The sequence below is a fragment of the Aeromonas sp. R5-1 genome (assembly GCF_040908265.1).
Lineage (GTDB): Bacteria > Pseudomonadota > Gammaproteobacteria > Enterobacterales > Aeromonadaceae > Aeromonas > Aeromonas caviae.
Genome location: NZ_JBFODJ010000120.1, coordinates 1 through 25,724, shown reverse-complemented (window position 1 = coordinate 25,724; position 25,724 = coordinate 1). Strand labels below are relative to the sequence as shown.

19 protein-coding genes are annotated in these 25,724 nt (G+C 63.9%); 5 read left to right on the top strand and 14 right to left on the bottom strand.

What is annotated here, in order from left to right; genetic code table 11:
* Positions 1 to 650, bottom strand: a 650-nt coding sequence (locus AB5Y64_RS16615; protein WP_336583757.1) for a PDC sensor domain-containing protein, incomplete at its 3' end; no start/stop codon positions are given.
* Positions 651 to 1,076: 426 nt separating this feature from the next.
* On the opposite strand from AB5Y64_RS16615, the gene AB5Y64_RS16610 reads away from it, so the two are divergent.
* Together AB5Y64_RS16610 and AB5Y64_RS16605 are read left to right on the top strand one after the other, a co-directional pair.
* Positions 1,077 to 3,221 carry a TonB-dependent siderophore receptor gene (locus tag AB5Y64_RS16610; protein ID WP_171865796.1) on the top strand — a complete coding sequence of 715 codons (2,145 nt, stop codon included), beginning with the start codon at positions 1,077 to 1,079 and terminating at the stop codon, positions 3,219 to 3,221.
* Between the two features lie 62 nt (positions 3,222 to 3,283).
* Positions 3,284 to 4,072, top strand: a complete 789-nt coding sequence (locus AB5Y64_RS16605) for a siderophore ferric iron reductase (protein WP_270804928.1) — start codon at positions 3,284 to 3,286, stop codon at positions 4,070 to 4,072.
* A gap of 73 nt (positions 4,073 to 4,145) precedes the next feature.
* On the opposite strand, the gene AB5Y64_RS16600 is transcribed toward AB5Y64_RS16605, so the two are convergent.
* The gene (locus AB5Y64_RS16600; protein ID WP_039041273.1) at positions 4,146 to 5,081 is read right to left on the bottom strand and encodes a LysR substrate-binding domain-containing protein; all 936 of its coding nucleotides are present in this window, start codon (positions 5,079 to 5,081) and stop codon (positions 4,146 to 4,148) included.
* Between the two features lie 161 nt (positions 5,082 to 5,242).
* Between AB5Y64_RS16600 and metE the strand changes: the two genes are divergently transcribed.
* Positions 5,243 to 7,507 (top strand): 5-methyltetrahydropteroyltriglutamate--homocysteine S-methyltransferase, encoded by a 2,265-nt coding sequence (gene metE / locus AB5Y64_RS16595; protein ID WP_368204243.1) that lies wholly within the window; start codon positions 5,243 to 5,245, stop codon positions 7,505 to 7,507.
* A gap of 94 nt (positions 7,508 to 7,601) precedes the next feature.
* Here the strand turns inward: metE and AB5Y64_RS16590 are convergent, their stop codons facing one another.
* On the bottom strand, positions 7,602 to 8,714 hold the full coding sequence (locus AB5Y64_RS16590) for a glycosyltransferase family 9 protein (protein WP_201872817.1): 1,113 nt from the start codon (positions 8,712 to 8,714) through the stop codon (positions 7,602 to 7,604).
* Between the two features lie 177 nt (positions 8,715 to 8,891).
* On the opposite strand from AB5Y64_RS16590, the gene AB5Y64_RS16585 reads away from it, so the two are divergent.
* Positions 8,892 to 10,016: an HPP family protein gene (locus tag AB5Y64_RS16585; RefSeq protein ID WP_052815445.1), complete on the top strand. Its 1,125-nt coding sequence runs from the start codon at positions 8,892 to 8,894 to the stop codon at positions 10,014 to 10,016.
* Between the two features lie 78 nt (positions 10,017 to 10,094).
* Here AB5Y64_RS16585 and AB5Y64_RS16580 read toward each other — a convergent pair whose 3' ends face one another.
* The 11 genes from AB5Y64_RS16580 to nrfA form a co-directional block, all read right to left on the bottom strand.
* Positions 10,095 to 11,348, bottom strand: a complete 1,254-nt coding sequence (locus tag AB5Y64_RS16580) for a D-amino acid dehydrogenase (protein ID WP_171865799.1) — start codon at positions 11,346 to 11,348, stop codon at positions 10,095 to 10,097.
* Between the two features lie 153 nt (positions 11,349 to 11,501).
* Positions 11,502 to 13,022, bottom strand: a complete 1,521-nt coding sequence (locus tag AB5Y64_RS16575; protein WP_171865800.1) for a cryptochrome/photolyase family protein — start codon at positions 13,020 to 13,022, stop codon at positions 11,502 to 11,504.
* Entirely contained in the window at positions 13,022 to 13,162 is a 141-nt protein-coding gene (locus AB5Y64_RS16570) for a DUF2256 domain-containing protein (RefSeq protein WP_161469895.1), read from the bottom strand. Before AB5Y64_RS16570 ends, AB5Y64_RS16575 begins: the two co-directional genes overlap by 1 nt.
* 161 nt (positions 13,163 to 13,323) lie before the next feature.
* Positions 13,324 to 14,244, bottom strand: coding sequence for a serine hydrolase (locus AB5Y64_RS16565; protein WP_029314613.1), 921 nt, complete (start codon positions 14,242 to 14,244; stop codon positions 13,324 to 13,326).
* Positions 14,245 to 14,594: 350 nt separating this feature from the next.
* Complete coding sequence (gene nrfF / locus AB5Y64_RS16560; RefSeq protein ID WP_171865801.1) at positions 14,595 to 15,785, bottom strand: heme lyase NrfEFG subunit NrfF; 1,191 nt, start codon at positions 15,783 to 15,785, stop codon at positions 14,595 to 14,597.
* On the bottom strand, positions 15,782 to 16,381 hold the full coding sequence (locus tag AB5Y64_RS16555; RefSeq protein WP_171865802.1) for a DsbE family thiol:disulfide interchange protein: 600 nt from the start codon (positions 16,379 to 16,381) through the stop codon (positions 15,782 to 15,784). The genes nrfF and AB5Y64_RS16555 overlap by 4 nt, the downstream gene beginning before the upstream one ends.
* Positions 16,378 to 18,339, bottom strand: coding sequence for a heme lyase NrfEFG subunit NrfE (gene nrfE / locus AB5Y64_RS16550; protein ID WP_368204240.1), 1,962 nt, complete (start codon positions 18,337 to 18,339; stop codon positions 16,378 to 16,380). Before nrfE ends, AB5Y64_RS16555 begins: the two co-directional genes overlap by 4 nt.
* A gap of 306 nt (positions 18,340 to 18,645) precedes the next feature.
* The gene (gene nrfD, locus AB5Y64_RS16545; RefSeq protein ID WP_368204248.1) at positions 18,646 to 19,599 is read right to left on the bottom strand and encodes a cytochrome c nitrite reductase subunit NrfD; all 954 of its coding nucleotides are present in this window, start codon (positions 19,597 to 19,599) and stop codon (positions 18,646 to 18,648) included.
* A 90-nt stretch (positions 19,600 to 19,689) separates the two neighbouring features.
* Positions 19,690 to 20,382 (bottom strand): cytochrome c nitrite reductase Fe-S protein, encoded by a 693-nt coding sequence (gene nrfC, locus AB5Y64_RS16540; RefSeq protein ID WP_227262779.1) that lies wholly within the window; start codon positions 20,380 to 20,382, stop codon positions 19,690 to 19,692.
* Positions 20,379 to 20,972 carry a cytochrome c nitrite reductase pentaheme subunit gene (gene nrfB, locus AB5Y64_RS16535; protein ID WP_368204238.1) on the bottom strand — a complete coding sequence of 198 codons (594 nt, stop codon included), beginning with the start codon at positions 20,970 to 20,972 and terminating at the stop codon, positions 20,379 to 20,381. Before nrfB ends, nrfC begins: the two co-directional genes overlap by 4 nt.
* A 51-nt stretch (positions 20,973 to 21,023) precedes the next feature.
* On the bottom strand, positions 21,024 to 22,469 hold the full coding sequence (nrfA, locus tag AB5Y64_RS16530; protein WP_368204246.1) for an ammonia-forming nitrite reductase cytochrome c552 subunit: 1,446 nt from the start codon (positions 22,467 to 22,469) through the stop codon (positions 21,024 to 21,026).
* 741 nt (positions 22,470 to 23,210) lie between these two features.
* Between nrfA and AB5Y64_RS16525 the strand changes: the two genes are divergently transcribed.
* On the top strand, positions 23,211 to 25,724 hold a 2,514-nt coding region (locus AB5Y64_RS16525; protein WP_368204237.1), incomplete at its 3' end, for a retention module-containing protein.

Genomic DNA, 25,724 nt, shown 5'->3' with positions numbered 1-25,724 from the left:
TCAAGCAATACATTCAAAACCAGCGGGGCTGACGCCCCGGCGAAATTCCCCTCCCACCTACGTCGGAGGGAGTCCCCTTTCGCATTTAAGATGGCCAGGGTGCCGAGGAAGAATCCTTCCCTGTCGAGCAGGGGGCGGGAGACGGAGACGCTGCGGCTCTTGTCGTCGAATTGGCTGGTGTAGTGGTCGGTGTAGTGCACGAAGGGTGTTCGCACGGCGGCGGAGAGAAACCAGGGGCGCTTCCTGGCATCAACGTGCTCCTCGACCGGCAGATGGGGGATGGAGTTGAACCGCCCCTGTGGATCGGCGAGCAGGATGCTCTTCACATAGGGGGTGAGCGCCAACGTTTGCATCAGGGAGATGCCAAGGGATGTATGGCCCTCATTGAGGAAGGCATCCAGGCCTGATTCATCGATGACACTGCCCGTTTCGTTGAGGACATGCTCCAGTGACTTGAACTGTGGCTCGATGGACTGGGTCGCCATGTTGTGCACGAACATGGCCGCCACCTTGTGATACTTGCGCTCGGCAGAGGTCCGGATGCTGACACTGACGGCCATCAGGGCGATGAGCAGGGTCAGGATGATGACTCCGAAGGTGACGTTGAGCTGGGTATCGCAGTGCAGGTTTTGGTGGGCGGTCTCATTCATAGGCGTGTGCTGATGGCTTGGTATTGTCTCAATCAGGGCTGATAAAAGGGTGGGCATGCTATCGCCTCCTTTATCAATAGCGATTGACCAGGATCAACAAGGGGAGGGAGAACGCGACCATACTTGTCTGATGAGTGTGAATATGGGGGTGAAAATGCCGCCATGTTCTGAATATGTGATGGTTACTTGCCGATTGGCTGTGAAAGTGAAGGCGGTGACCTTCATCAGGCGGCCATGATGGACCCTCTCAGAGAGCCTCGACGACGTTGCCATCTTGCCTCCGATAGGAGATGGCGTGCCTGCCACCCTCGCTTTTCCCGCTTCCCCGCCAACATGCCCCAAATTGTTAATATCGGGGCAAAATAGAACAATAAAATGCAAATGATATTTGTTACTATTCACATGCAGTAAGTAATCGAGGATCAGATGCAGCTTGTTCACCCCCCTTTGACCCTGGTCGCCGTGACCATCTCCACCCTGCTTGCAGGCTCTGTACAGGCCGCCGCGTCCGACAGCCAGGATACGGCCACCGCCGACGAGACCCTGACCGTGCTCGGCCAGACCTATCGCAACACCGCGACCAAGACCCGGCTCGACCCCATCGAGACGCCCCAGGCCATCTCGGTGGTGGATGGGGAGACCCTGTCGCTGCGCGGTGTCAGTTCGGTGAGCGAGGCGCTGCGCTACGTCCCCGGCGTCAACACCGAGCTGAGGGGCGGGGCGGTCAACCGGCTGGATCTGTTCAACATCCGTGGCTTTGACAACTACCAGAACTTCTATGACGGCCTGCTGCTCCAGTACAACGACTGGAACCTGCAACCCCAGATCGATCCGGTGGCCATCGAGCAGCTGGAGGTGTTCAAGGGGCCGACATCGGTGCTCTATGGCAGCATGCCCCCCGGCGGCATGGTCAACCTCATCGCCAAGCGCCCCCAGCGGGAGAGCAAGCACAACGTGAGCGTGGCGACCGGCACGGGCACCCTCAAGGAGATGACCCTCGACAGCACCGGTGCCATCAACGAGCAGCTCGCCTATCGGCTGGTGGGACTGGCCCGGGAGAAGGATGGCCAGGCGGTGACCTCGAAGGAGGAGCGCTACGTCTTTGCGCCGTCCCTGGACTGGCAGCTCGGCGAGCGCACCCTGCTGAACCTCAACCTTTACTACCAGAAGGATCCCGAGGCCGGCATCTACACCACTGTGCCCGCCAGCGGCTCGGCCAAATCCAATCCCCTGGGGCAGCTTGGCAGTGACACCTTCCTTGGCGACGAGAACTGGAACGAGTACAACCGGGATGTGACCCTGCTGGGCTACAAGCTGAGCCACGACTTCAACGAGCGCTGGCAGGTGTTGCAAAATGCCCGCTACATGGATGCGTCTGCCTATCAGCGCAACACCTACAACGCGGCCCTGGCGGCGGACAACCGCACCCTGGCCCGCAACGCCTATCTCACCGATGAAGACTCTCGCGGCGTTGTCATCGACAACCAGCTGGCGGGCAAGGTACAGACGGGCTCTGCCCAGCACAACCTGCTGCTCGGGGTCGACTACCAGTACCTGGATGCCCATGTCCTCTACCGGGATACCCTCGACTACTCGGCGCCCAGCATCGACATTTTCAACCCGAACCATAGCCAGATAGTCCCAGAGGCACTCACTTTCAACTACCAGGATAAAAAGGTGATCCGTCAGTCCCAGACCGGCGTCTATCTGCAGGATCAGGTGCGCCTCGATCGGCTGGTGGCCATCGGCGGCGCCCGCTACGACCGCTACCGGATGGACACCGACAGCCGGACCCTCTATCAGGGGGCGGACAGCCAGTCCCTGGCCCACATCGATCAGGACAACCTCTCCTTCCGCGTCGGCGCTCTCTATGAGCTGGATGGCGGCTTCTCCCCCTATGCGAGCTATGCCGAGAGTTTCGAGCCGGTGCCGGGGGCGGACAAGCAGGGTCAGGCGTTCAAACCGGCGACCGGTCATCAGTGGGAAGGGGGCGTCAAGTTCCTCTCCGACGACATGAGCAAGACGGCGACGCTGTCGGCGTTCCACATCACCAAGAAGAATGCCCTGGTGACGGATCCGGACAATGTCTACGGGCCCAAGCTGCAGACCGGGGAGACGGTCTCCAGGGGCATCGAGCTTGAGGGGAGAGCCGATCTCACCAGCCAGCTGGATCTGGCCCTCAACTACACCCTGATGGACATGGAGATCACGCGCGATACCACCACGTTGCAGGGCAAGACGCCGGTCTGGGTCCCCAGACAGATGGCGTCGCTGTGGAGCAACTACTACCCCGGCGGCAACCTCGAGGGGATGCGAGTGGGCGCCGGCCTGCGCTACGTGGGGGAGGCCGAGATGGATGCCGCCAACACCGACAAGGTACCGGACTACCTCCTGATGGATATGTCCGCCTCCTACGATCTCGCCGCCCTCAGCGCAAGCCTGAAAGGGGTAGGGGTATCGCTTGGCGCCAGCAACCTGTTCAACAAGACCTACTACTCCTGCTACGACCAGAACAACTGCTGGTTCGGGGCCGAACGAAGCGTGGAGGCGCGACTCAAATACGCATTCTGACCTTGCGCCCCGGCACGCGCCCGGGGCCCTTTCAACGAATGGGCGAGGAGAGGGCGCGCGGTGTGCCGCACGGCCTTGGCCGGGAAAAAGCGGACGCGGAACGCGCCCTCGTCTCGGATCACCAGGCCCTGTTCGCGGCGGCGGCCAGCCTGATCCCGTCCCTCAAGGGGAACCTGGTGGCGGCCGGTGACGTGCGTCCGCCACTGACGGATGCCACCGGAGCGACGTCGGCCGAGGTGGCCGCAGCCCTCCATGCGCACTGGCAGCAGGCACACCCGGAGGCGGGACCCGCCTACTGGCTCACCCGCAGCTGGGGCATGCTCTGCTGGCAATCCATCTATCTCGCCATGGTGGCCGTCTACCGCCATCAGGCCGTGCCTGCCCTCGACAGGCTGGGACAGGGGCATGAGGCCGGCGTGGTGTCGGGCTTTACCCTGCCGGCCGAGCCCATGATCAAAGGGGAGGTCGGCGTGTTGATCAAGACGGCCGGGGAGCGACTCCAGGCGCACTGGCAGGGGCAGTTCACCCTCCTTGGGACGGCGCAGCGGCTGCGCCCCGGTTTCGTGCGCCCGCTCCTGGCGGACGATCTGCTGGCGGCCCTGGTGCGGGTGCCCGATTTCTTCGGGGAGGTGAGTCGGGAGGAGGTGAGGTCCCATGCTCCCCTCTGGCTTGAATCCTGTGGCCTGCCGTCGGCACATCTGACGGGCTGGTGCGAAGCAGGCCTGCCCCGGGACGATGCCTTCCCGGGCTATGTGCGCCAGCGCTGCTGCCTGCACTACAAGCGCCGGGATGGGGAACTGTGTGGCAACTGCCCGCGAAGGCTGGGTGGGGCGAGGGGTGATGAATGCTGATACCCGACTCTTCGTCTGCGCGGGCAACCCGTGGTGAAAGCCGCCTGATCCTGGCGGCTTTTTTGTGCCCGGCTTACTGGGCCGCCATCCGGGTGCGAATGCGCTCGAACAGGCTCTGCAGGCAGGCCTGATCTTTGTCGGCGGCGCGCACGGCGCCATACATGTGGCGGCGAATGCCCTCCCCGAGAGGGCGCGCCTCAAGCAGGCCCTGGCGCACGAACTCCTCGCTGGCCCAGCGGGGCAGGGCGGCGAGCCCGAGCCCGGCGGCGGCCATCTGCAGCATGACCGAGGTGTTGTCCACCGGTTTGCAACGGGCGGGCTCCACCCCGGCCGGTTGCAGGAAACGGCTGAACACGTCCATGCGCGCCCGCTCCACCGGGTAGACCAACAGCACCTCCGGTCGCAGATCGTCCGGTGCGATGCGCCGCTGCTGGCAGAGGGGGTGATCCGGCGCCATCACCAGGGTGAGATCGAAGGCGAACAGCGGCTCGAAATGAAGATCCCCGCGGGCCTGCACATCCGAGGTGAGCAGCAGGTCGAGCTGGCCGCCAAGCAGGGCACTGATGGCATCGAAACCCGGCACCGACTCCACCTCCAGATCCACGCCGGGCCACTGGCGGCGAAAGTCCGGCAACAGCGGGAGCAGCCACTGGATGCAGCTGTGGCAATCGAGGGCCAGATGCAGCCTGCCCGCCTCGCCGCTGTGCAGGGCGACCAGCTGGCGCTCGGTCTGGGCCAGGGCGGGCAGCACCTGACGGGCCAGGGCCAGCAGATGCTGGCCTGCCGCCGTCAGCACCAGAGGGCGGCTTTTTCGAAGAAACAGCTCCAGATTGAGGCGGGTCTCCAGCTCCTTGAGCTGGTGGGAGAGGGCGGACTGGGTGAGGTTGAGGGTGAGTGCGGCCCCGGCCAGGGACCCTTGCTCGGCGAGGGCGCTGATGGTCTTCAGGTGTTTGAGATCGATGCCCAGATTGCTGCTCTGAGGGGGGCTGGATGGGGTGGGCGCGACCATGGCACTGCTCCTTTGTGCGTCAGTTGAGAAATTCTTGAGAGCCAGTTGAAGAGGATTCAATAGCCAAGGTCACCTTATCTTGTCATTTTGGATGTGTAAACATCTGGATGGCCAAACAATCCAGATCCTCATCAGATAAACGAGCATAAGGAATGGAACCTATGACCTGCGCACACACCCTGGGCTTTCCCCGTATCGGCGCCAAGCGCGAACTGAAATTTGCCCTCGAATCCTACTGGCGTGGCGAAACCACCCAGGCCGAGCTGGTCGCCGTGGGCAAGAGCCTGCGTGAGCGCCACTGGCAGGCCCAGCGTACCGCCGGGGTCAACCTGCTGCCGGTGGGGGATTTTGCCTGGTACGATCAGGTGCTGGGTACCAGCCTGCTGGTGGACGCCGTGCCTGCCCGTCACCGCCACGGCGACACCGACCTCGACACCCTGTTCCGGGTGGCCCGTGGCCGTGCGCCGACCGGCCCGGCGGCGGCCGCTGCCGAGATGACCAAATGGTTCAACACCAACTACCACTACCTAGTGCCGGAATTTTACCGTGACCAGCGCTTCAAGCTGGGCTGGAGCCAGCTCTTTGACGAGGTGGAAGAGGCCAAGGCCCTTGGGCTGCCGGCCAAGGCGGTGTTGCTGGGCCCCGTCTCCTACCTGTGGCTTGGCAAGGAGAAAGAGAGCGGCTTCTCCCGCCTCGAACTGCTGGATCGCCTGCTGATCGTCTACCAGGAGATCCTGGCCAAACTGGCGGCCCAGGGGGTGGAGTGGGTGCAAATCGACGAGCCGGCTCTGGCGCTGGACCTGCCGGACGAGTGGCGCCTGGCCTACCTCAAGGCATATGAGCGCCTGAGCGGCCCCTGCAAGCTGCTGCTCACCACCTACTTCGGGTCCGTGGCCCATCAGCGCGACATCATCACCAGTCTGAAGGTGGACGGCCTGCACCTGGATCTGGTGGCAGCCCCCGAGCAGCTGGAGACCCTGGTCCCGCACCTGCCGGCACAGTGGGTACTCTCGGCGGGTGTCATCAACGGCCGCAACGTCTGGCGTGCCAACCTGGCCAAGCTGGCGCCGACCCTCAAGGCCTTGAAAGAAAAGCTTGGCGAGCGCCTCTGGGTGGCCTCCTCCTGTTCCTTGCTGCACAGCCCGGTGGATTTGACCCTGGAGCACGAGCTGGATCCCCAGACTCGCAGCTGGTTCGCCTTTGCCCTGCAAAAGTGCTATGAGCTGGGGCTGCTGTCCGACTACCTGGACGGTGGCGCCCTGGACAAAATCGAGGCTTACAGCCAGCCCATCGTGGATCGGGAGTCTGACAGCCGGGTTCACAAGAAGTTGGTGCAGTCGCGCCTCGCCAGCCTGACCAACAGTGACTTCGATCGCCAGAGCGCCTACCCGGTGCGTGCCGACGCGCAGCGCTCGGATCTGAAGCTGCCGCTCCTGCCCACCACCACCATCGGCTCCTTCCCGCAGACCTCTGAAATCCGGGTGCTGCGTCAGGATTGGCGTGCCGGGCGCATCGATGACCAGGCCTACGAGGCGGGCATCCAGGCCCAGATCAAGGATGCGATTGAGCGCCAGGAGGCCATCGGGCTGGACGTGCTGGTGCACGGCGAGGCCGAGCGCAACGACATGGTGGAGTATTTCGGGGAGCTGCTGGACGGCTTTGCCATCACCCGATTTGGCTGGGTACAGAGCTATGGCTCCCGCTGCGTCAAGCCGCCGGTGATCACCCGTGACATCGACCGTACGACCCCCATGACCCTTGAGTGGACGAAGTTTGCCCAGAGCCTGACCGACAAGCCGGTGAAGGGCATGCTGACCGGCCCCGTGACCATTCTCTGCTGGTCCTTCCCGCGGGAAGACGTGAGCCGCGAGCAGTCCGCCCTGCAGATTGGCCTGGCCATTCGCGACGAGGTGGCTGACTTGGAAGCCGCCGGCATCAAGATCATCCAGATCGACGAGCCGGCGATCCGCGAAGGGCTGCCCCTGCGCAAGCAGGATCACCAGGCCTATCTGGACTGGGCGGTGCGCGCCTTCCGCCTGAGTGCAAGCCCGGTGGTGGACAGCACCCAGATCCACACCCACATGTGTTACAGCGACTTCAACCTCATCATCGAGGCGGTGGCGGCGCTGGACGCGGATGTGATCACCATCGAGACGAGCCGCAGCCAGATGCAGTTGCTCGAAGCGTTCGAGCGCTTCAACTACCCCAACGAGATCGGTCCGGGCGTCTACGACATCCACTCGCCGAACGTACCGAGCCAGGGCTGGATTGAAGACCTCATCCGCAAGGCTGCGCAACAAATCCCGGCAGACCGGCTCTGGGTGAACCCGGACTGCGGCCTCAAGACCCGCGGCTGGGAAGAGACCACCGCTGCCCTGAAGGTGATGGTCGATGCGACTCGGGCGCTGCGCGCCGAGCTGGCCTGAGGGCTTCCATTCACCCGGACGAGCGCCCGGTGAGTGTCACCAAGACGAGAGAGGGAAGGCGACAGCCTTCCCTCTTTTTTTGCATGGCCGCTCCCTAGAGGGGGATCAGGGCGGGCCGGGGTGCGGGCAGGTAGCGGGTTGGGGAAACCGACATCGTCACCCGGTGAGGGGCGCTTGCGAGCGCCTCGGTCAGCCACTGTTGGTCGAGGGGGATGGCATTGCGATCCTCGATCACCAGATTGAGGTGCTGGGCGCCCAGGCACCCGTAGCGGGCGGGGTCGGTCTGGGTAAAGAGGCCAAGACAGGGCACACCGCTGGCGGCAGCCAGGTGCAGGGGACCGGTGTCGGCGCTGACGAAGAGGGAGAGGCCGCCCGTGAAGCGGGCCAGCTCCCCCATGTTGCCAAGGGAAACGTGCACGTCCCCGAGCAGGTGCTCGGGGGCGGCGGGATCCGCGAGCTGGATCAGCAGGGAATCCGGGCTGTGACGGCGCAGATCCCCAAGCAACCGCTGCCACTGGGGCTGGGAGAGCCCCTTGCCCTTGCGGGCGCCGGTGAAAAAGCCGATCAGAGGACGGCCAGGATAGGCTCGTCGCAGCGCACTCAAGGCCGGGCTTGGCCCCTGCAACAGGCTGCCAAGGGGGATGGGGTTGGCCGGATTGCCCGGTATGCCGAGCAGTTGCAGGGGCTGGTGGGCGTAGTGGCACTCACTGTCCGGAGCCTGCGGACGCGGGAAGATGAGATCCCCATGGCCATCGTCGAAGCCGCATTTCTCCCGGGCCTGTACCCAGGCGGCGATGAAGTGATCCGTACTGGAGGCGAAGGGGACGTAGACCCTGTCGTAGTGCTGGCGGCGCAGACGCGAGAGTGCCGAGAGGGCGCCCGGCAGGTGTCTGCCCTGCAACCGGATCTGATGAATGTGCCGCAGGGGCAGATCGGCCAGGAAGGGGAGCAGGGCGGTGGGGCTGCACACCAGCTCCAGCTCGGCGTGGGGATGGGCGCGATGAAGCTGGTGCAGGAAGGGCAGCAGGAAGAGGTTGTTGCCGATGCGGTTGGTACTGCGAATGACCAGGATCCGGCGGGGTGCCTGCGAAGAGGGCGGCAATGCGCTGCGACTGGCAAGCCAGCCGAGCAGGGTTCGCTCCAGTCCCGCCGTCCAGACCCGGCGTTGGCCGTCGAAGCGGCGCAGGGCATCGTTGAGGTGAGTCATACCGTTGGGCTCCAGTGTTGGGATGGCGTAAAGGGTGCCAGCGGACTCTTAAGACAATGTTAAGAAGGGAAAAAGCGTGCGGATGATGGCCATGGCGGAGCGGGGGGCTGGTCTGGGACGGGGGAAAGTGGCTAGAATTGCGCATTTTAAATAAATGTTATCGTCCGCGGGAGCACCATGCAGTTCAGGGATTTTTTGCCGGTATCGACCAATACCAGCGTCAAAGAGAGTTGTTACGGCGCCCTTGGCGCCCTCATCGGCTTGCTCGGCACCGCCTTGCTGTGTCGCTGGGGGCTGGGGCTCGAGGTGCACTGGCTCATCGCCCCCATGGGGGCCTCCGCCGTGCTGCTGTTTGCCGCCCCGGCCAGCCCCCTGGCCCAGCCCTGGTCCATCCTTGTGGGCAACGGGGTCTCGGCCCTGATGGGGGTATTGAGCGCGAACCTGGTGCCGGACATGGCTATCGCCTCGGCCCTGGCGGTGATGCTGGCCATCGCCGCCATGTTCCTCACCCGCAGCCTGCACCCGCCCGGCGGCGCCGTGGCCCTGACCGCCGTCATCGGCGGCGAGGGGATCCGGGCGCTCGGGGTCGGCTACGTGCTGCTGCCGGTGCTGCTCAACTCCCTGTTGCTGCTGAGTCTGGGCTTGCTCTACAACCGCGCCCTGGGGCGTCGTTATCCCCATGGCGGCAAGGCGGCGCCCAATCGCCACCAGACGGCGGATCCCCAGCCGAGTGCCCGGCTCGCCACTCAGGACATCGACTTTGCCCTGGAAAAACACGGGGAGCTGCTGGACATCAGCCGCCAGGATCTGCAGGAGCTGCTGCAGGAGGCCCAGCTTCACGCCCTGCGGGGGCGAGTGGAGACGGTACGGTGCCAGGATGTGATGTCGCGGGATCTCGTCGTGACGACGCCACAGGCGCTCGCCATGGAGGCGTGGCATCTGCTCTCCCACCACCAGATCAAGGCGCTGCCGGTGGTGGATGAGGGGGAGAGGCTGGTCGGCATCATCACCCTGCACGACCTGATGATCGACCGGGCGGGTCACCAGCCGAGGGCGAAGGAGGCCCTCGAGCAGCAGCAGGTCGCGGATCTGATGACCCGGGAGGTGCAGACGGCGCGGCGCTACCAGCCTCTCTACGACCTGGTGGAGGCCTTCTCCGACGGGGGGCTGCACCACATGCCGGTGGTGGAGGGGGAGCAGCTGGTGGGCATCATCACCCAGTCCGACATGGTGGCGGCGCTCTTCACGCTGGCCCTGAAACCCGGACTGACGAGCGAGGAGGCGACCCCGGTGTCGTCATAGCCAGGGGGGCAAGAAAAAAGAGGGCGTGCCAGGCACGCCCTCTTTATTTCGCAGACTTGCACAGACGGTGGCCAATGCCTAGCCGTAGCGGGCCAGGGTGAGCCCCTCGTCGCTGATATCCGGGGTATTGCCCGAGATGAGATCGCTGAGCAACTGGCCCGATCCTGCCGCCATGGTCCAGCCCAGGGTACCGTGGCCGGTATTGAGCCAGAGCCCGGGAATGGGGCTTGGGCCGACCAGGGGTGTGCCGTCCGGCGTCATGGGGCGTAGCCCGGTCCAGAAGCTGGCCTGCTCCAGATTTCCCCCCTGGGGGAAGAGATCCCTCACCACCATGGCCAGGGTATCGTGGCGTCTGGGGTTGAGCGCCAGGTTGAAGCCCGAGAGTTCGGCCATGCCGCCCACCCGGATCCGTTCGTCGAAGCGGGTGATGGCGACCTTGTAGGTCTCGTCCAGCACAGTGCTGCGCGGGGCACCCTCGGCATCCGTCATCGGCAGGGTGAGGGAGTACCCCTTGACCGGGTAGACGGGGAGCTCAATTCCGAGGGGGCGCAGGAAGCCGGTGCCATAACTGCCGAGGGCACAGACGATGGCGTCGGCCTGGAAGCGCTGCTCGCCGGCACGGACCGCCACGGCGCGTCCCTTCGCGATCTCGACCTCGTCGATGGCGCAGTTGAAGACGAAGCTCACCCCGAGCTTGCGGGCCTCGTCCGCCAGGGCCTGGGTGAAGCGGAAACAGTCACCGGTTTCATCTCCCGGCAGGCGCAGGCCCCCCACCACCTTGCCACGCACCCTTGCCAGGGCGGGCTCGACCTCCTCGCAGCCGCCGGCATCGAGGGACTGATAGGGGACGCCGTACTCCTCGAGCACGGCAATATCGCGCTGGCTGGCATCGAGCTGGGCCTGACTGCGAAACAGTTGCAGGGTGCCGAGCTGGCGCCCTTCGTAGTCGAGCGCGAGCTCGCCCCGCAACTGCTTCATGCAGTCGCGGCTGTATTCGGCCAGCCGTACCATGCGCCCCTTGTTGACCGCATAGGCCGCCGGCGTGCAGTTGGCGAACATCTTCAGCATCCAGCGCAGCTGGAAGGGGTCCGAGGTGGGCCGCACCGTGAAGGGGGCGTGCTTTTGCAGCAGCCATTTGGCGGCCTTGAGGGGAATGCCGGGGGCAGCCCAGGGGGAAGCATAACCCGGGGAGATCTGACCCGCGTTGGCATGGCTGGTTTCAAGGGCCACCCCGTCACGCCGCTCCAGCAGGATCACTTTGTGACCGGCCTTGGCCAGATACCAGGCGCTGGTCACACCGACCACGCCACCACCGAGTACCACTATGTCCATCTTGTCTCTCCTTGACTGGGGCCTCCACCTTAATCAGCCGCCACAGGATATTCAACTGGTGTCGATGTCATTGGTGGTTATCGCTATTCACATTTTGTTAACTGGCTCTCAATGTTGTCATTTGCTCACTTTCTGGCATGAAATCCGGTCGATTCAGAGCCGCTCCAGGTGGAGCAGATGATGCTCTGCCGTCGTCAGGATGGCTTGCTGCTGTTCTGTGGTTTGGCCATCCCAGTTGGCATAAGGCAGGGCGAGGCGAGGGTTGTTGCCAAGTTTGTCCCGGTTGCGCCATAAAAAGTGCCAATAGAGGCTGTTGAAGGGGCAGCTGTCCGGCCCGCTGCGGGCCTTCACCTGATAGTGACACCCCTTGCAGTAGTGGCCCATCCGCTCGAGATAGGCGCCGCTGCTGGCGTAGGGCTTGCTGCCCATCAGGCCGCCATCGGCAAACTGGCTCATGCCGCGGGTGTTGGGCAGCTCCACCCACTCGATGGCGTCCACATAGATGCCCAGATACCAGGTATCCACCTCGTCAGGGTGGATACCCGCCAGCAGGGCGAAGTTGCCGGTCACCATCAGCCGCTGGATATGGTGGGCATAGGCGTGCTCCAGAGACTGTCGAATGGCGTGACGCACGCAGGCCATGCTGGTTTCTCCATTCCAGAAAAAACCGGGCAGGGGTCGCTCGGCCCCGAGAAAGTTGGTGCGCCGATACTCGGGCATCTTTTCCCAGTAGAGGGCGCGGACAAACTCGCGCCAGCCGAGGATCTGGCGGATGAACCCCTCCACCTGCGCCAGGGAAATGGTGGCCTGATTGGCCTGCCAGTGAGCTTGCGCAGCGCGGATCACCTCGAGGGGATGGAGCATCTTGCTGTTCATGGAAAACGACAAGCGGCTGTGGAACAGGCTCCAGCCCCGCTCGCTCAGGGCGTCCTGATAGCGGCCGAAGTGGGGCAGGCAGTGTGCAAGGAAGTGTTCAAGCAGTGCGCGGCTCTGGCGCCGGGTGACGGGCCAGGGCAGGGCGTCGGCATCGGCACTGCCAATGGTGGCGACGCCGTGGCGGGTCAGCATGGCATCGATGTCGCTCACCTCGTTGGCAAAGGTGAGGTGCGCCGGGATGGGTTGGCTCGCCGGCAATTTGGCGCGATTCTCGGCATCGAAGTTCCAGCGCCCCCCAAGGGGTTGGCCGCGCTCATCGAGCAACACCCGGTACTGCTTTCGCAGGGCGCGGTAGAAGAACTCCATCCGGCTGTGGGGGTAGCGTCGCCAGCCATCGCGGGGGGTGAGAAAATGTTCGCTGTCCACCTCAGCGGTCGGGATGGCAAGGCCTGAGGCCCACTGGGTCAGCTGGCTTGCAAGGCGCCACTCGTCCGGGCTCTGCCAGGCGAAGCGCTCGGCCTGATGCGCTTCGAGCTGGGCCGCCAGCAAGCTCGGCAAATCGGGCCAGGGGGCGCTCTCATCGAGAGTCAGGTAGCAGACCCGGTGGCCCGCCTTGGTAAGGGCGGCGGCGAAGGCGCGCATGGCGGCAAAGAAGGCGAGCACCTTCTGGCGATGGTGGCGGCAGTAGTCCGTCTCCTGGCGCAGCTCCGCCATCAGGTAGCAGACAGCGGGATCCTGCGTGCGAAACCAGCTGTGACCTGCGTTCAGTTGATCCCCGAGAATGAGGCGTAGCTCCATCAGGGGTGCTCCTTCCGACGACGGCAGTGTTCGCTGCAATAGCGCACTTCCTGCCAGCAGCGGGCCCACTTGCGCCGCCAGGCAAAAGGACGCAGGCAGACGGGACAGATCTTCTCGGGTAGATGGGGTTTGAGGTGCATGTGGCGGCCCTGTTGATGCCCTTGGTTTCTCTCTGCCTCCTTAACGAAGCACCATACGGTCGGGATCACTGGGGGAGCAGAAAGAGGCAATAGGGGGTGATTGCCACTCATGAAAAAGGCCCCCGCACCTGCCGGTTCGGGGGCCCTTGTTCTCGTAGCCGTTACTGGCTGCTGAAGAGCCTGGGCTGGGGAGTGGACTGCGCCGTCAGGGTCATGCGGCCCGAGGTTTCCAGCCAGCTCTTGATCTTTCTGGCATCGGCGACCCGTTCATCCGTGGTGTTGGCGTGAAGCAGTACCATGACCACGGGCTCGTTGTTGACCCGGGTTCCCATCACCAGGCAGCGCCCCGCCTCGCGGATATAACCGGTCTTGGAGACCAGAATGGGCCAGCTTCCTTCCCGTACCAGGCGGTTGGAGTTGAGGTAGTGCAGCTGGCGCTTGCCGTTGCGTACCAGACGCTGCTCGGAGGCGGTGTACTGGCGGATCAGCGGGTAGGTGGATGCGGCGGCAGCCAGTTTGGCGAGATCGTGTGCGGTGGAGACGTTGCGGGGGTTGAGCCCGGTGCTGTCGGCGAAATGGGTGCTCCACATGCCGAGCATGCGGGCCTTGGCATTCATTGCCTCGATAAAGGCCTTGCGGCCACCCGGGTAGTGTCGTCCCAAGGCGGAGGCGGCGCGGTTTTCAGAGGACATCAGTGCGATGTGCAGCATGTCGGCGCGGCTCAGGCGCGAGCCCACCGCGAGGCGCGACCCGGTGCCCTTGAGTCTGTCCACGTCATCCATGGTGACGGTGAGGGTTTCGTTGAGGCGCTGATTGCCGTCCAGTACCACCAGCGCTGTCATCAGCTTGGTGATGGAGGCGATGGACATCACCCGGTTGGCGTTGCGCTCTGCCAGTGTCTCGCCGGTTTTCGGGTTGACGACCACGTAGGCATCGGATCTCAGCGGAAGGTTGCTGCGGGGTTCGAGCAGGCTGTTGGTGGAAGAAGAGGTCGCAGAAAACGGGTTGGCATGGGCGCTTTCCATGCTGGCGGGAAGGAGGAAGGCGCCGAGCAGCAAGGGAAGAAAAGGACGAAGGTTCATGATTTGACTCTACTACGACTCACAGGGACATTTGGCTAAGTTATATGACGGTAATTGACGCTTCACAACGTCTGGTGGCCGGATATTTCCATTTTATGGGTTGGCGCACCTTGAAATCCCCCGCATCGGGGCTATCGGGCCCGCAAAAGGGAGTCATAGAGGCCTGTCAGGCCATGGCAGACACGCCACTACGGGGGCGCACTATATGCTGGTGAGGGGCGGGATGACGACTCTTTTTGCACCTTTCGGCGCCTTGGGATGATGAAGGGGTCGTTAATGGCGACCATGGCGATAAAAACGGCGCCCGGCAGGGAAGATGGCCCGCTGCATTATCGCCGTTTTGCCCCGCTTCATCCTCCCATCATCCGCGCGGTCTGAATGGCCTCGATCAGTGCGGCCCGGTTGATGCGGGGACGCTCCTCGTCCAGCAACTGCTGCCAGAGGGCGATGGCCTGGGAGTAGCGGCCGTGCAGGAAGTGATCGGAGGCGAGCAGCATCAGGGCGCTCACCTCGCCCTTGTCCTGCTTGAGCGCGCTATCAAGCAGACGCAGCGCCTCCGGGGTGAGCTGCTGGCCTGCCTGGTAGTAGAGCACGGTAGCCTGGGCGGCCTGGGTCGCCGCGCTGGCGCCCCCTTCTTGCAGGGCGAGACGCTGGTAGGCAAGCAGGGCGTTGGCGTACTCGTCCCGATAGAGATAGAGCTGGCCGAGCGCCGCCCAGCCGTCGAGATCGGCGGGGTTGGCTTGCAGGCGCTGGTGCAGGGCGCCCAGCGCCTTGTCTTGCAGATCCCGCGGGCTCAATCCCGCCAGCGGATCGGGGCGCGATTGATAAGCCTGCCACGCCTGATAGCGGCCGGTGCCGGCATAAATACCGGCCATCAGCGCCAGCAGCAGGGTCCCAAGCAGTATCCAGGAGCGCAGCCAGAGCTGCGGACGGGCGGTGCTATCTCTTACCAGCCGCTCGCGCAGGGCCTGCTCGGCGGTTGGGGTGGCGTTGGCGAGGTGGGCCAGCTCCAGCTCCCGGTAGAGGCGGCTGTGGGGGGCAAGCCCCGCCTGCTGCTCGGCCATGATCAGCCGGTTCAGCTCGGCCCTGGGGTCGTGGGCGAGCGCCCCCTCGGCTCTGTTGCCGACAAGCGGCACCCGCGCCGGTTGCCGGCGATGCAGGCTCCTGCGCAGGCGATTGAGCGCCAGCAACAGCAAGAGGGCGGGGCCGCCCCACAGCAGCGCCGTGCTGCGCTTGAAGGGGGGATCGTAGCGCACGAAATCGCCGAAGCGCTCCGTCATGCGGGCGATCACCTGCTCATCAGATTGTCCCTCGTCCACCCAGCGGTAGACCTCAAGCCGCAGATCCCGGGCGATGGGGGAGTTGGACTCCACCAGGTTCTGGTTCTGGCACTGGGGGCAGCGCAGGGAGCGGGCCAGCTCCTGAGCGCGGGTCTGCCGCTCGGGGTGGCGAAACTCATAGGTGTCGACCCCGCTGGCAAGGGCCCCGAGGCTCAAGGCCAGCAAGAGCGGCGCTATCAGGGCGTGGCCGAGACGGTTCATGGCTTGCTCTCCCGCACTTGTCTCTCTACTTCTCTCTCCACTTCTCTTTCCACTTCGGGCTGGCTGGCGGTGTTGCCGCGGGCCTTTGCAAGCAGGGGGGCAAACTGGCGTTGCCAGACTTCCCGGGTGAGCAGGCCGGTATGGCGGGTCAACAGGGTACCGTCGCCGGCGAAGAGATAGGTCTCCGGCGTGCCGTAGACGCCGAGCTCCAGGGCAAGTTTGCCGTCAGGGTCGGCCAGCACGGTGCGATAGGGGTTGCCCGCCTCGATGAGCCAGGCGCGGGCGGCATCTACCTTGTCCCGGTAGTTGAGGCCATAGAGGGGCACAGCGCTGGCCAGCTCACCCAGCAGCGGATGCTCGGCGCGGCAGTTGGGGCACCAGCTGGCCCAGACGTTGAGCACGAAGGGTTCCCCCTTGAGCGCCGCGGTGTGGATGGGGGGGCCACCAAGCAGATCGTCACTCTGCCACGCGGGCAGGTTGCGCCCTGCGACGGCCTCATCCTGGCTGTAGGGGTTGTTGCCAAGGCCGAGCCAGAGCAGGGCGCCGAGCCCCAGGGTGAGCACGAGCGGCACGAACAGGCGCAAACGGGCGTTCATAAGGACTCCTGTTCAAGCCGAGGGCAGGGGGCGGTCGCTGCCGCAGGATGGTTAGCCAGCAGCGGCCGGCGGACGATCAGGCGCAGTGTGCCACCCGCTATCATCAACAGGCCACCGAACCAGATCCAGCGCACCAGTGGCTTGTAGTGCAGCCTCATGGCATAGGCGCCTGGTCCCATCTTCTCGCCAAGCACCACGTAGAGATCGCCGAGCATTCCCCACGCGATGCCAGGCTCGTTCATGTTCATGGTGCGCACGCTGTAGTGACGCCGTTCCGGCGTCAGCCGCGCCACCTCTTTACCATCCTGATGCACGCTAAGCGTGATGCGCTCGGCGGTGTAGTTGGGGCCGATGATGGGCTCGCTCCCCTCATAGCGAAACGCGAAGGCGCCGAGCCGATAGGGTTGGCCTGCGGCGAGTACGGCGCCCCCCTCCTGACTGTGGTGACTCACCTGCGCAATGCCGAGGGCGCACACTGCCACCCCGAGGTGGGCCAGCAGGCTGCCGAACCGATTGAGGGTGAGCTCGCGCAGGGCGACCGGTTGCAAGAGCGGGAGCAGCAGGCTGGCCATCAGCCAGAGGCTCAGCACGTTGGCCGCAAGCCCCAGCCAGCTTGCCCGCAGCGGTTCGGGATAGGCGAGGCTCAGCAAGGTGCCCCCCAGCAGGCCGAACAGGCATGGGAGCAGTACCTTGATGCGGCGCTGGGCTGCCAGATGCTGCCAGCGCAGGCGCGGCAGCTGGGTCATCAGCGCCATCAGGCAGAGGGCCAGCGGCACGAAGATGGTATTGAAATAGGGGGCGCCCACCGAGAGCGAGCCCAGATGGAGCGACTGGAACACCATGGGGTAGAAGGTGCCGAGCAGCACGCTGGCGCAGGCCACGCAAAGCAGCAGGATGGCGGCGCCGAGCAGCCCCTCTTTTGACAGCAAGCCAAAGCGGGCATAGGGAGCGCGAATGTCCGCCCGCAGGGCAAACAGGGTGAGGGCGCAGGTCAATAGCAAACCGAGCAGCAACAAGAGGGTGAGGCCGCGGCTGGGGTCCACCGCAAAGGCGTGTACCGAGGTGAGCACCCCGGAGCGCACCACGAAGGTGCCGAGCAGGCTCAGCGAAAAGGTAAAGATGGAGAGCAGCAACACGGCGTGGCCGTAAGCGCCGCGCTTCTCGCACACCACCAGGGCGTGCAGCAGGGCGGTGCCGAGCAGCCAGGGCAAGAGGGAGGCATTTTCCACCGGATCCCAGAACCACCAGCCGCCCCAGCCGAGCTCGTAATAGGCCCACCAGGAGCCCAGCACAATACCGGCGGTGAGAAAGACCCAGGAGCCGAGCGCCCAGGGGCGGCTCCAGTGGGCCACGGCGCCATCGAGCCGACCCGAGTGCAGCGCCGCCATGGCGAAGGCGAAGTTGACCGCAAAGCCGACGTAACCGAGATAGAGCAGGGGCGGGTGGATGATGAGGCCGATGTCCTGCAGCATGGGGTTGAGATCGCGCCCCTCCAGCGGCCCTGGGAACTGGCGGTCAAACGGGCTGGAGAAGATCAGGGTATAGAGGCCGAACAGCCCGACGATCAGCCCCATGATGGCCAATACCCGGGTTGTGATCAGCGGATCGACCCGTTTGGAGCAAAGGGCCACCAGCGCGCCCCACAGCCCCAGCGCAAAGACGAAAAAGAGCATGGAGCCCTCGTGGCCGCCCCACACGGCCGCCAGCTTGAAGCCAAGGGGCAGGGCGCTGTTGGCGTGCTGGGCTACATAGACCAGGGTAAAGTCATCGAGGCCAAAACAGCTGGCGAGCAGCAGCAGGGCGGCCCCGAGCAGGAGCGCGACCAGGATGGCCAGCGGTGTTGCGCAGCCGAGCAGCGGGCGTGAGGCGAGCCGCAGCCCCAGCCAGGGCAGCAGCCCTTGCAGCAGGGCGAGCCCGGTCGCCAGCAACAGTGAGAGATAGCCGAGCTCCGCCAGCACACAACCTCCAGTCAATCATTTGTCTATGTTATGCCGCAGCGTCTGCACCGTACCGGCGCTGAGGGATAACATCCACCTTCTGGCAACAACCAATCGCAACAACTCATCGCCACAAACAAGCGCCAGTCACCCGAAGGGCGGCTGGCGCTTATCCCCAGCTTTCAATAACCGGTTCACTATCCGTCGCGAGAGGTTGTCAGCAAGGTAAAGAGCAGCGCAGGAACCGGAGTGTATGTGAATACATGAGGATTCCGAGCAGCACATGAGCCTTGATCACGGCCTCGCAGCAGGAGCGTGAACCGATTTTTAAACTACCGTCATCTGGCCGGCATAGAGCACGAAGTAGCGCAGCAGCAGGATCCCCACCAGGGTCAGGCTGCAGACCAGTACCAGATAGCCGTTTTTGGCCCGCAGCGGCGCGGGGGCCAGCAGGGCCAGCAACTGGGGCAGCAGCATGCCGATGCCCACCACCCCGAGCCAGAACACCTGAGCCCAGAAGCCGCTGCCGATGGCGGCCCACATGGCTGCCTCCTTCTGGCCGCCACCGAAGTAGAGGCCGGTAAAGAAGCAGACCAGCAGCAACACCTCCACCGCCAGCACCGGCCGCTCGAAGCGGTGGACAAAGCTCACCCCCTGGCTGTGATGGTTCTCCTTGAACAGGGTGACCGCCAGCAAGATGGTGGAAGCGATGCCGGAGCTGACGCCGGAGATGAGGAACAGCACCGGCAGCACCGGGTTGTTCAAGAGCGGATAGGTCTTGAGCGCCGACAGCAGAAAGCCGGTGTAGGCCCCCAAGAGCACGGCGAGCAGCAGCAAGAGCGGCGCCAGCAGCCGCTCGATGCGGGCGAGCCAGCCAATCAGACCATCCACAAAGGCGAACTTCTCTTGCAGCAGGTGACTGCGCAAGGTCTCGATCTCGGCCCGAAATACCACCGCCAGCCAGGCAAACAGCACCGCCATGTAGACCTGAAACAGCATGACCCCCATCGACATCACGGAGTCGAACTGGTAGTGGAACATCAGCTTCCAGAAGGTCCAGGGGCGGGCCAGGTGGAAGATGAGGATCAGTAACCCCAGCACCACGCTCACCGGCGCCAGAATGGCGGTCGCCTTGATGATGCCGCTCTCGCTGCCGGCTCCCTTGCGGCGCAGCAGCACCGAGAGGCTGGTGGCCCCGGCGGAGATGCCGAGCAGAAAGAGATAGATGGCGATCGGCCAGTCCCAGACCAGTGAAGGGAAGTGAAATGCGTCATACCACATGGTCATGCCCTCCATCGGTTATTGCCGGGGTAGATGGCGATGGGGCAAACCCCCACACCAGCGAGGGGAAGTGAAACGCGTTTTGCATCGTCATAACTTTATCTCCCCTTTGGGCACGCGATACATCTTGGGCGAGGTGCCGAGCGCCTGCTTGTAGCGATAGGTGGTCTCCTTCACCAGCCGTTTGGCGATGGGGCTGTCCGGATCATCCAGATTGCCGAACACCAGCGCCTTGGTGGGGCAGGATTCCACGCAGGCCGGCTCCTTGCCCGCCGCCAGGTTGGTCTTGCGGCAAAAGTCGCACTTGTCGGCCACCTTGGTCACAGGGTTGATGAAGCGCACCTGATAGGGGCAGGCGGCCAGACAGTACATGCAGCCGACGCAAAGATCCGGGTTGACGTCGACGATGCCATCCTCCTTGCGGATATGGGAGGCACCGGTCGGGCAGACGTGCACGCAGGGAGCGTTGTCGCAGTGCTGGCAGGACTTGCGAAAGAAGTGGTACTCGGCATCAGGGAAGGTGCCGATGGGGCCGGAGCGGATGATCTCGAGGCGCGAGACCCCCTCTGGCACCTGATTCACCTCCCGGCAGGCATCCATGCAGGCGGTACAGCCGATGCAGGCCGTCTCGTCGTGGATCATGCCGTAGCGGATCCCGTCGATGGTCTGGCTGTGAGCGAGGGTGGCGGCAAGGGAGCGGGTGTTGGCACGGGCAGCCCCCGTCATCATGATGAGGGCCCCCGCACTCATCCCCGCCATGAAGTGACGGCGAGAGCAGCTCATGGTGCCTCCTTGCCCGAGGTGGTGTTCGCCTTGGCCGCCTTGACGGCCTCATGCTGCTTGCTGTGGCAGTCGACGCAGAGCTTGATGCGGGACTTCTCCGGAATCGCCACCATGGGCTCCTTGGCCGGGTGCAACTGGTGGCAGCTGGTGCAGGTGAGCTTGGTGGCGTGCACGTCGTGGGCCCAGAGCGCCTCGCGCAGCACTTTGGGCTCGTGACAGCTCATGCAGACCCCGTTCTGCTCGGCGATGGGGTAGCGCTCGGTGCTCTGTTTGTCATTGAAGCTGTCGCTAAAGCGCATCACGTCCTTGACCCCTTCCCGGTGTTGGGGAGAGGGCTGACCATGGCAGTTGGTGCAGGTGACCGGCGCCAGGTTGTTGGGGTTGGTCGCCTGGCCGTGCTTGCCGTGCATGCCTTCGACCTGCTCCTTGTGGCAGTCGGTGCAGGCCTTGTCGGCACTGCGCAGAAATTCCACTTCATGTGTAGTCGGTGCCGGGGCGGTTGCCGCATCGGCCGCCTGGCCCTGCAGGCTGGTCAGCAGCATGGCTGCCATCAGCATCAGTCGTAAGAAATCCATTGTTAAATCACCCATAGGAAGCCTCCATCCGGCTGCGGGCCCGACACTGCGGGCCCGCATGCCTCGTCATTGTGCGAGCCGTCCGGCCGCTTTGGCCTCGGCATCCCAGGCGGGGACTGTGGTCTTGAGGAACTGGGCCTTGTCGCTGTTCATCTGCTTCATGTCCATGCCAAGAGCTGCCTGGGCCTTCTCCTTGCTGGAGATGTCGGGAATGGCGATCTCGTGGCTGATCCCCTTGGCGGCCAGCAGGCGTGCCAGCTTGGTGCGGGCGTCGGCGGCCTTGTCCAGGGCGGTTCCCAGCATGCGCAGCGCCACTTCCGGGGCGTGCATCTGCACCCCGTGGGAGGCGATGGAGAAGTCCCAGCGCCATTGGGCGTGACGGATGTCCTGCAGAATGTCCTTCATCTCGGCTTCGGTGGCGCCGGCATCCCAGGCGGCCTTGGCTTCAAAGTGGGCGTGCACCAGCTGCTTCTCGACTTTGAGCTTGATTTCGGTGACGGCATCCTTGCGTTGCTTGACCACCCCTTGCAGCATCTCTTTGCTCTGGGTGTGGCAGTTGCGGCAGGTCTGATCGAAGCGATCGAAGGGGTTGCCTACCTTGTGATCGGTGTAGACCTTGCCCTGTTCGTTCTGCACCTTGGGCATGTGGCAGTCGACGCAGGCGACGTTGTTCTGGCCGTGAATGCCGGCGCGCCAGGTCTCGTACTCGGGGTGCTGGGCTTTGAGCATGGGGGTCTTGGAGAGGGCATGGGTCCAGTCGGCAAAGCCAATCTCGTCGTAATACTCTTCCATCTGCTCAACAGTCGTACCCTTGTCCCAGGGGAATTTCACCGCCTTGGTGGGGCCGCTGAAGTAGTACTCCACGTGGCACTGGCCGCACACCTGAGACTGCTGATCGAAGCGCCCCTGCTCCTTGAACGGCTTGCCGATAGCGGTCATGGCCCGGTCGGCATAGGGACGGGAGAGGTGCAGGGCGGGTTTCCCTTCCTTGAACTCTTTCGAGGCGGTGTCGTGGCAGTCGGCGCAGCCGATGGTGTTGACGATCTCGGGGCCGCCTTTTGCCCACATGCCCTTGAAGTAGCCATCCTCACCCTTCTCGTCGATGACGCGGGCCACGTCCGGGCCTTTGCAACTCCAGCAGGCCATGGGCAGCGGACCATCTTCGGCGGTCTTGGGGGCGCCGGTGCGCAGGGTTTCCCGCACGTCGGTCAGCGCATAGAAGTGGCCGCGCGGCTTGTTGTAATCCTTGGAGAAGGGGTAGCCGGCCCAGAGCACCACCATCTGCGGATCTTCCGCCAGGGCGTCGGTGCGCTCGCGGCTCTCGCTGGTGCCTTTCCAGCTGGTGAACTGATCGGCGTGATCCTTGGCGAACAGCTCGCTGCGCGCCTCGATCTTGCCCTTGGGTTGTGCCTCGTCGGCCGCCTGTGCCAGACTGCCTGCGCCCAGCAGGGCGGTCAGCAGCAGGGCCGCCAGCCCTGGTCGAAATAGCTTGTCATATGAACCCACGGTCATCACTCCCAGATAAAAGTCCATGTCGGGCCTGACCGTTCCATCTTGGTGTGGACATCTGTGCTCATCATCGACGGGCATGGCAGGCCGATCCATTGTTATGGCTGCATATAAATCGGTGTTTATGCAATTGCTCGGGGGGATAATACCAAATGGGTAAAATGGATAATTATTTATCCCCGTGGGAGTTGCGCTAGATCAATTGAGGGGGGGGAGGGATGCCAAAAGTGCGATCCAGGTGGAATTATTGAACCTCATCCGAGGGTTATTTCCACCCGTTCTCTTTTGATGAAAATAGGTAAAAACGATGTTCATCATGCTGGTGAGGGGGGAAGGGCGAGAGGCGGCGGAGTGATACACCGCCTGAAGAGAGAGAATGAACTGCTGATGTTGAATTTAAATTCAATATTAAGCTTGCGAAGGGGTGAGGGGGAGGCTTCGGTTTTCCATCACCATGGTCCCTGTCAAGGGACTTTGTGACAGAAGCTGTCGTAGAAATGGGTGCCAAGAGAGCCATCTGTTTTTAGGAAAGGAAAAATAAGGGCTTTATTCCAGCATATTCGCGGCTTGATAGCGTCTTATTGAATTTAATAGGACGGTTGGGGGTATTTACTTTCGATATTTTCGAAAATAACGAAGGGTTGGTTATAGGGGGTGATTGACGGTAAAATAGCCGCCTGTCACGGAGACTTTCCCTTTACGCTTCATGTGCTGGGAAGTCTGTGTTTACCCGTTGGAGGATATATGGCCGAGCTGCGAATCGATAAACCGACTCTTATTGCCAAGGTGGAGGGCGCCGTGTTTGTGATGGATGCGGACGGCTCTTTGCGCCGTGCTACCCCTGGCATGCAACTGGAGCCCGGGATGCGCCTGCTCACCGAATCCGACGGACAGGTGGAGCTGGCGGAGGCGGGCAGCGAACGTCCCGAGCCCGCCCAGCCCGAGGCGGCACTGCCCGCCGGTGCCGATGCCGAGCTGGCGAGCCTGCAGGAGGCCATCCGTCAGGGGGCCGACCCAACCGAGCTGTTTGCAGAGACGGCCGCCGGTAATCCGGGCGCGGGCACCGCTGGCGGTGTGGTCGGCTCCAGCGCCGGCGGTTTCGTGGTGGTGGATCTCAACAGTGAGTACACCCTGGCCGAGGCGGGGTTTGACACCGGCCATGAGGCGCGTCAGCCGGGCGACGAGCTGCTCTATGCCGAAGATCAGGATCTGCTGGCGGCCATCACCATCACAGAGCCCCAGACCGACGACAACATCATCAATGCCGACGAGGCGACCGGCGTCATCATTCGCGGCTTTGTCGAGGACGTGGAAGTCGGCCAGACCGTCACCGTCACCCTGATAGACCAAGATGGCAATCGCCTGACCACCACCACAGTGGTGCTGCCCGGCTTCGTCTGGGAGGCAAACTTCGGCGACGTCACCGGCAAGCTGGTGGACGGCCCCCTGACCATCCAGGCCGATACCCAGGATGCAGCCGGCAACCGGGCCAGCGACACCGGCCAGACCCTGCTCGACACCATCACCACCATTACCCTGGATTTGGCGGACGAGAGCGACACCGGCACCAGCCAGACCGATGATCTGACCCGCGACACCACACCGCTACTGCAAGGGAAGGGGGAGCCTGGCGCTACCGTTACCCTGACCCTGGAAGGCAAGGTGATGGCCGTGCTCACCGTGGATGGCAACGGCAACTGGCAATATCAGATCCCCGATACCCTGGCCGATGGCGCCCATGATTTTCGCGTCGATGCGGTGGACATCGCGGGCAACCGGGCCAGCGACACCCTGACGGTGACGGTGGATACCCGTGCCGCCATCGACATCGACGATCTCGATACCGACAGCATCCTCGGCCATGACAAGGTCACCCTGAGCGGCAGTACCACGGACGTGGAGGCGGGGCAGCGGGTGACCATCACCCTGGTTGGCCAGAATGGCCAGACCCTCTTCAGCGGCAGTGCCCTGGTGGGCAGTGACGGCCGCTGGCAACTGGGAGGCCTGGATCTCTCCAGCATCCAGGGCCCCTACGAGGTACGCGCCGAGGTGACGGATCTGGCGGGCAACCGGGTGATCGACGGGGCTCCTCTCATCGGTCAGAGCGACGTGCTTACCCTCTCCGAGGCGGATCTCGCCAAGGGGCCGGTGAGTGCCACCGGATCCCTGCACACCGGTGCCGGGCTTGATGGCAACCTGCAGGTGAGTTTTGCCGCCGATCAAAGTGCCCTCAATCAGCTTGGCCTGACCAGCCACGGGACGGCGCTCGCCTACCAGGTCAGCGGCCAGACCCTCACCGCCAGCGCGGGGGGCGTGACCGTCTTCACCCTGACCCTGGCCAACGACGGCAGCTATCGCATCGTCTGGAACCAGAGCCTGGATCACGGCCAGGATAGCCTGAGCCTGCCCTTTGCCCTGGAGTACCGCGACAGCGACGGGGATCGGGTGAGCGCCAATCTCACCGTCAACCTGGTGGACAGCACACCGCCTGACTTCACCATCGCCCCCATCAGCCTCACGGAGGATGATTTCACCAATCCGGCGGCGGTGGTGGGACAGAGCCAGTTCGTGGTGGGCCATCAGTCCGATCCCTTGGTGGCAACAAGTGCCGTCTTCGCGGATCAGAGTGCAACCCTGGCCCGTCTCAACGGCAGCGGCATCAGCAGCGACGGCCACGCCTTGACCTTCGAATTCACCGGTGATCGCCTGCTGACGGGTTATTACCTGGATGGCAATGGCAAGCGGGTCGAGGTGCTGAAGGCCGAGCTGACCGCCAGCCAACATGGCAGTGATATCGACGGCAATGTCACCGTCTCCCTCAATGGGCCTCTGGACCATCAGGGCAGCGACCAGCTCTCCCTCGGGCTCACCGTTTCCGCCAAGGAGATAGATGGCGACGAGACCCGCGCCGATCTGGTTGTCTCCATCAGTGACGGTGTGGATCCCCGCCTTGGCATCGACAGCGGGGTCACCTTGCAGGAAGGGGCCTCTGGCCAGACCCTGGATGGCCAGCTGCCGGTGAGCGTGGGCAGCGATCGCCTGGTGTCGCTCAACTTCGAGGCGAGCCAGCCCGGCCTGAATGGCCTCACCAGCGGCGGCCAGCCGACCCACTATCAGGTCAACGGCAACGTCATCACCCTGCTGGATGCGGGCGGCAAGACCATTCTGACCGTGACCCTGGGGCTGGATGGCAAGTACCAGGTGGCGCTCGACGGCGTGCTGGATCAACCGGTCAGCACCAACAGCGTCAACCTGGGG

Coding starts and splice junctions, on each gene's coding strand:
- AB5Y64_RS16610 (WP_171865796.1), top strand. CDS start 1,077: ATGCAGCTTGTTCACCCCCCTTTGACCCTGGTCGCCGTGACCATCTCC.
- AB5Y64_RS16600 (WP_039041273.1), bottom strand. CDS start 5,081: ATGGTCGCGCCCACCCCATCCAGCCCCCCTCAGAGCAGCAATCTGGGC.
- metE (WP_368204243.1), top strand. CDS start 5,243: ATGACCTGCGCACACACCCTGGGCTTTCCCCGTATCGGCGCCAAGCGC.
- AB5Y64_RS16590 (WP_201872817.1), bottom strand. CDS start 8,714: ATGACTCACCTCAACGATGCCCTGCGCCGCTTCGACGGCCAACGCCGG.
- AB5Y64_RS16585 (WP_052815445.1), top strand. CDS start 8,892: ATGCAGTTCAGGGATTTTTTGCCGGTATCGACCAATACCAGCGTCAAA.
- AB5Y64_RS16580 (WP_171865799.1), bottom strand. CDS start 11,348: ATGGACATAGTGGTACTCGGTGGTGGCGTGGTCGGTGTGACCAGCGCC.
- AB5Y64_RS16575 (WP_171865800.1), bottom strand. CDS start 13,022: ATGGAGCTACGCCTCATTCTCGGGGATCAACTGAACGCAGGTCACAGC.
- AB5Y64_RS16570 (WP_161469895.1), bottom strand. CDS start 13,162: ATGCACCTCAAACCCCATCTACCCGAGAAGATCTGTCCCGTCTGCCTG.
- AB5Y64_RS16565 (WP_029314613.1), bottom strand. CDS start 14,244: ATGAACCTTCGTCCTTTTCTTCCCTTGCTGCTCGGCGCCTTCCTCCTT.
- nrfF (WP_171865801.1), bottom strand. CDS start 15,785: ATGAACCGTCTCGGCCACGCCCTGATAGCGCCGCTCTTGCTGGCCTTG.
- AB5Y64_RS16555 (WP_171865802.1), bottom strand. CDS start 16,381: ATGAACGCCCGTTTGCGCCTGTTCGTGCCGCTCGTGCTCACCCTGGGG.
- nrfD (WP_368204248.1), bottom strand. CDS start 19,599: ATGTGGTATGACGCATTTCACTTCCCTTCACTGGTCTGGGACTGGCCG.
- nrfC (WP_227262779.1), bottom strand. CDS start 20,382: ATGAGCTGCTCTCGCCGTCACTTCATGGCGGGGATGAGTGCGGGGGCC.
- nrfB (WP_368204238.1), bottom strand. CDS start 20,972: ATGGGTGATTTAACAATGGATTTCTTACGACTGATGCTGATGGCAGCC.
- nrfA (WP_368204246.1), bottom strand. CDS start 22,469: ATGACCGTGGGTTCATATGACAAGCTATTTCGACCAGGGCTGGCGGCC.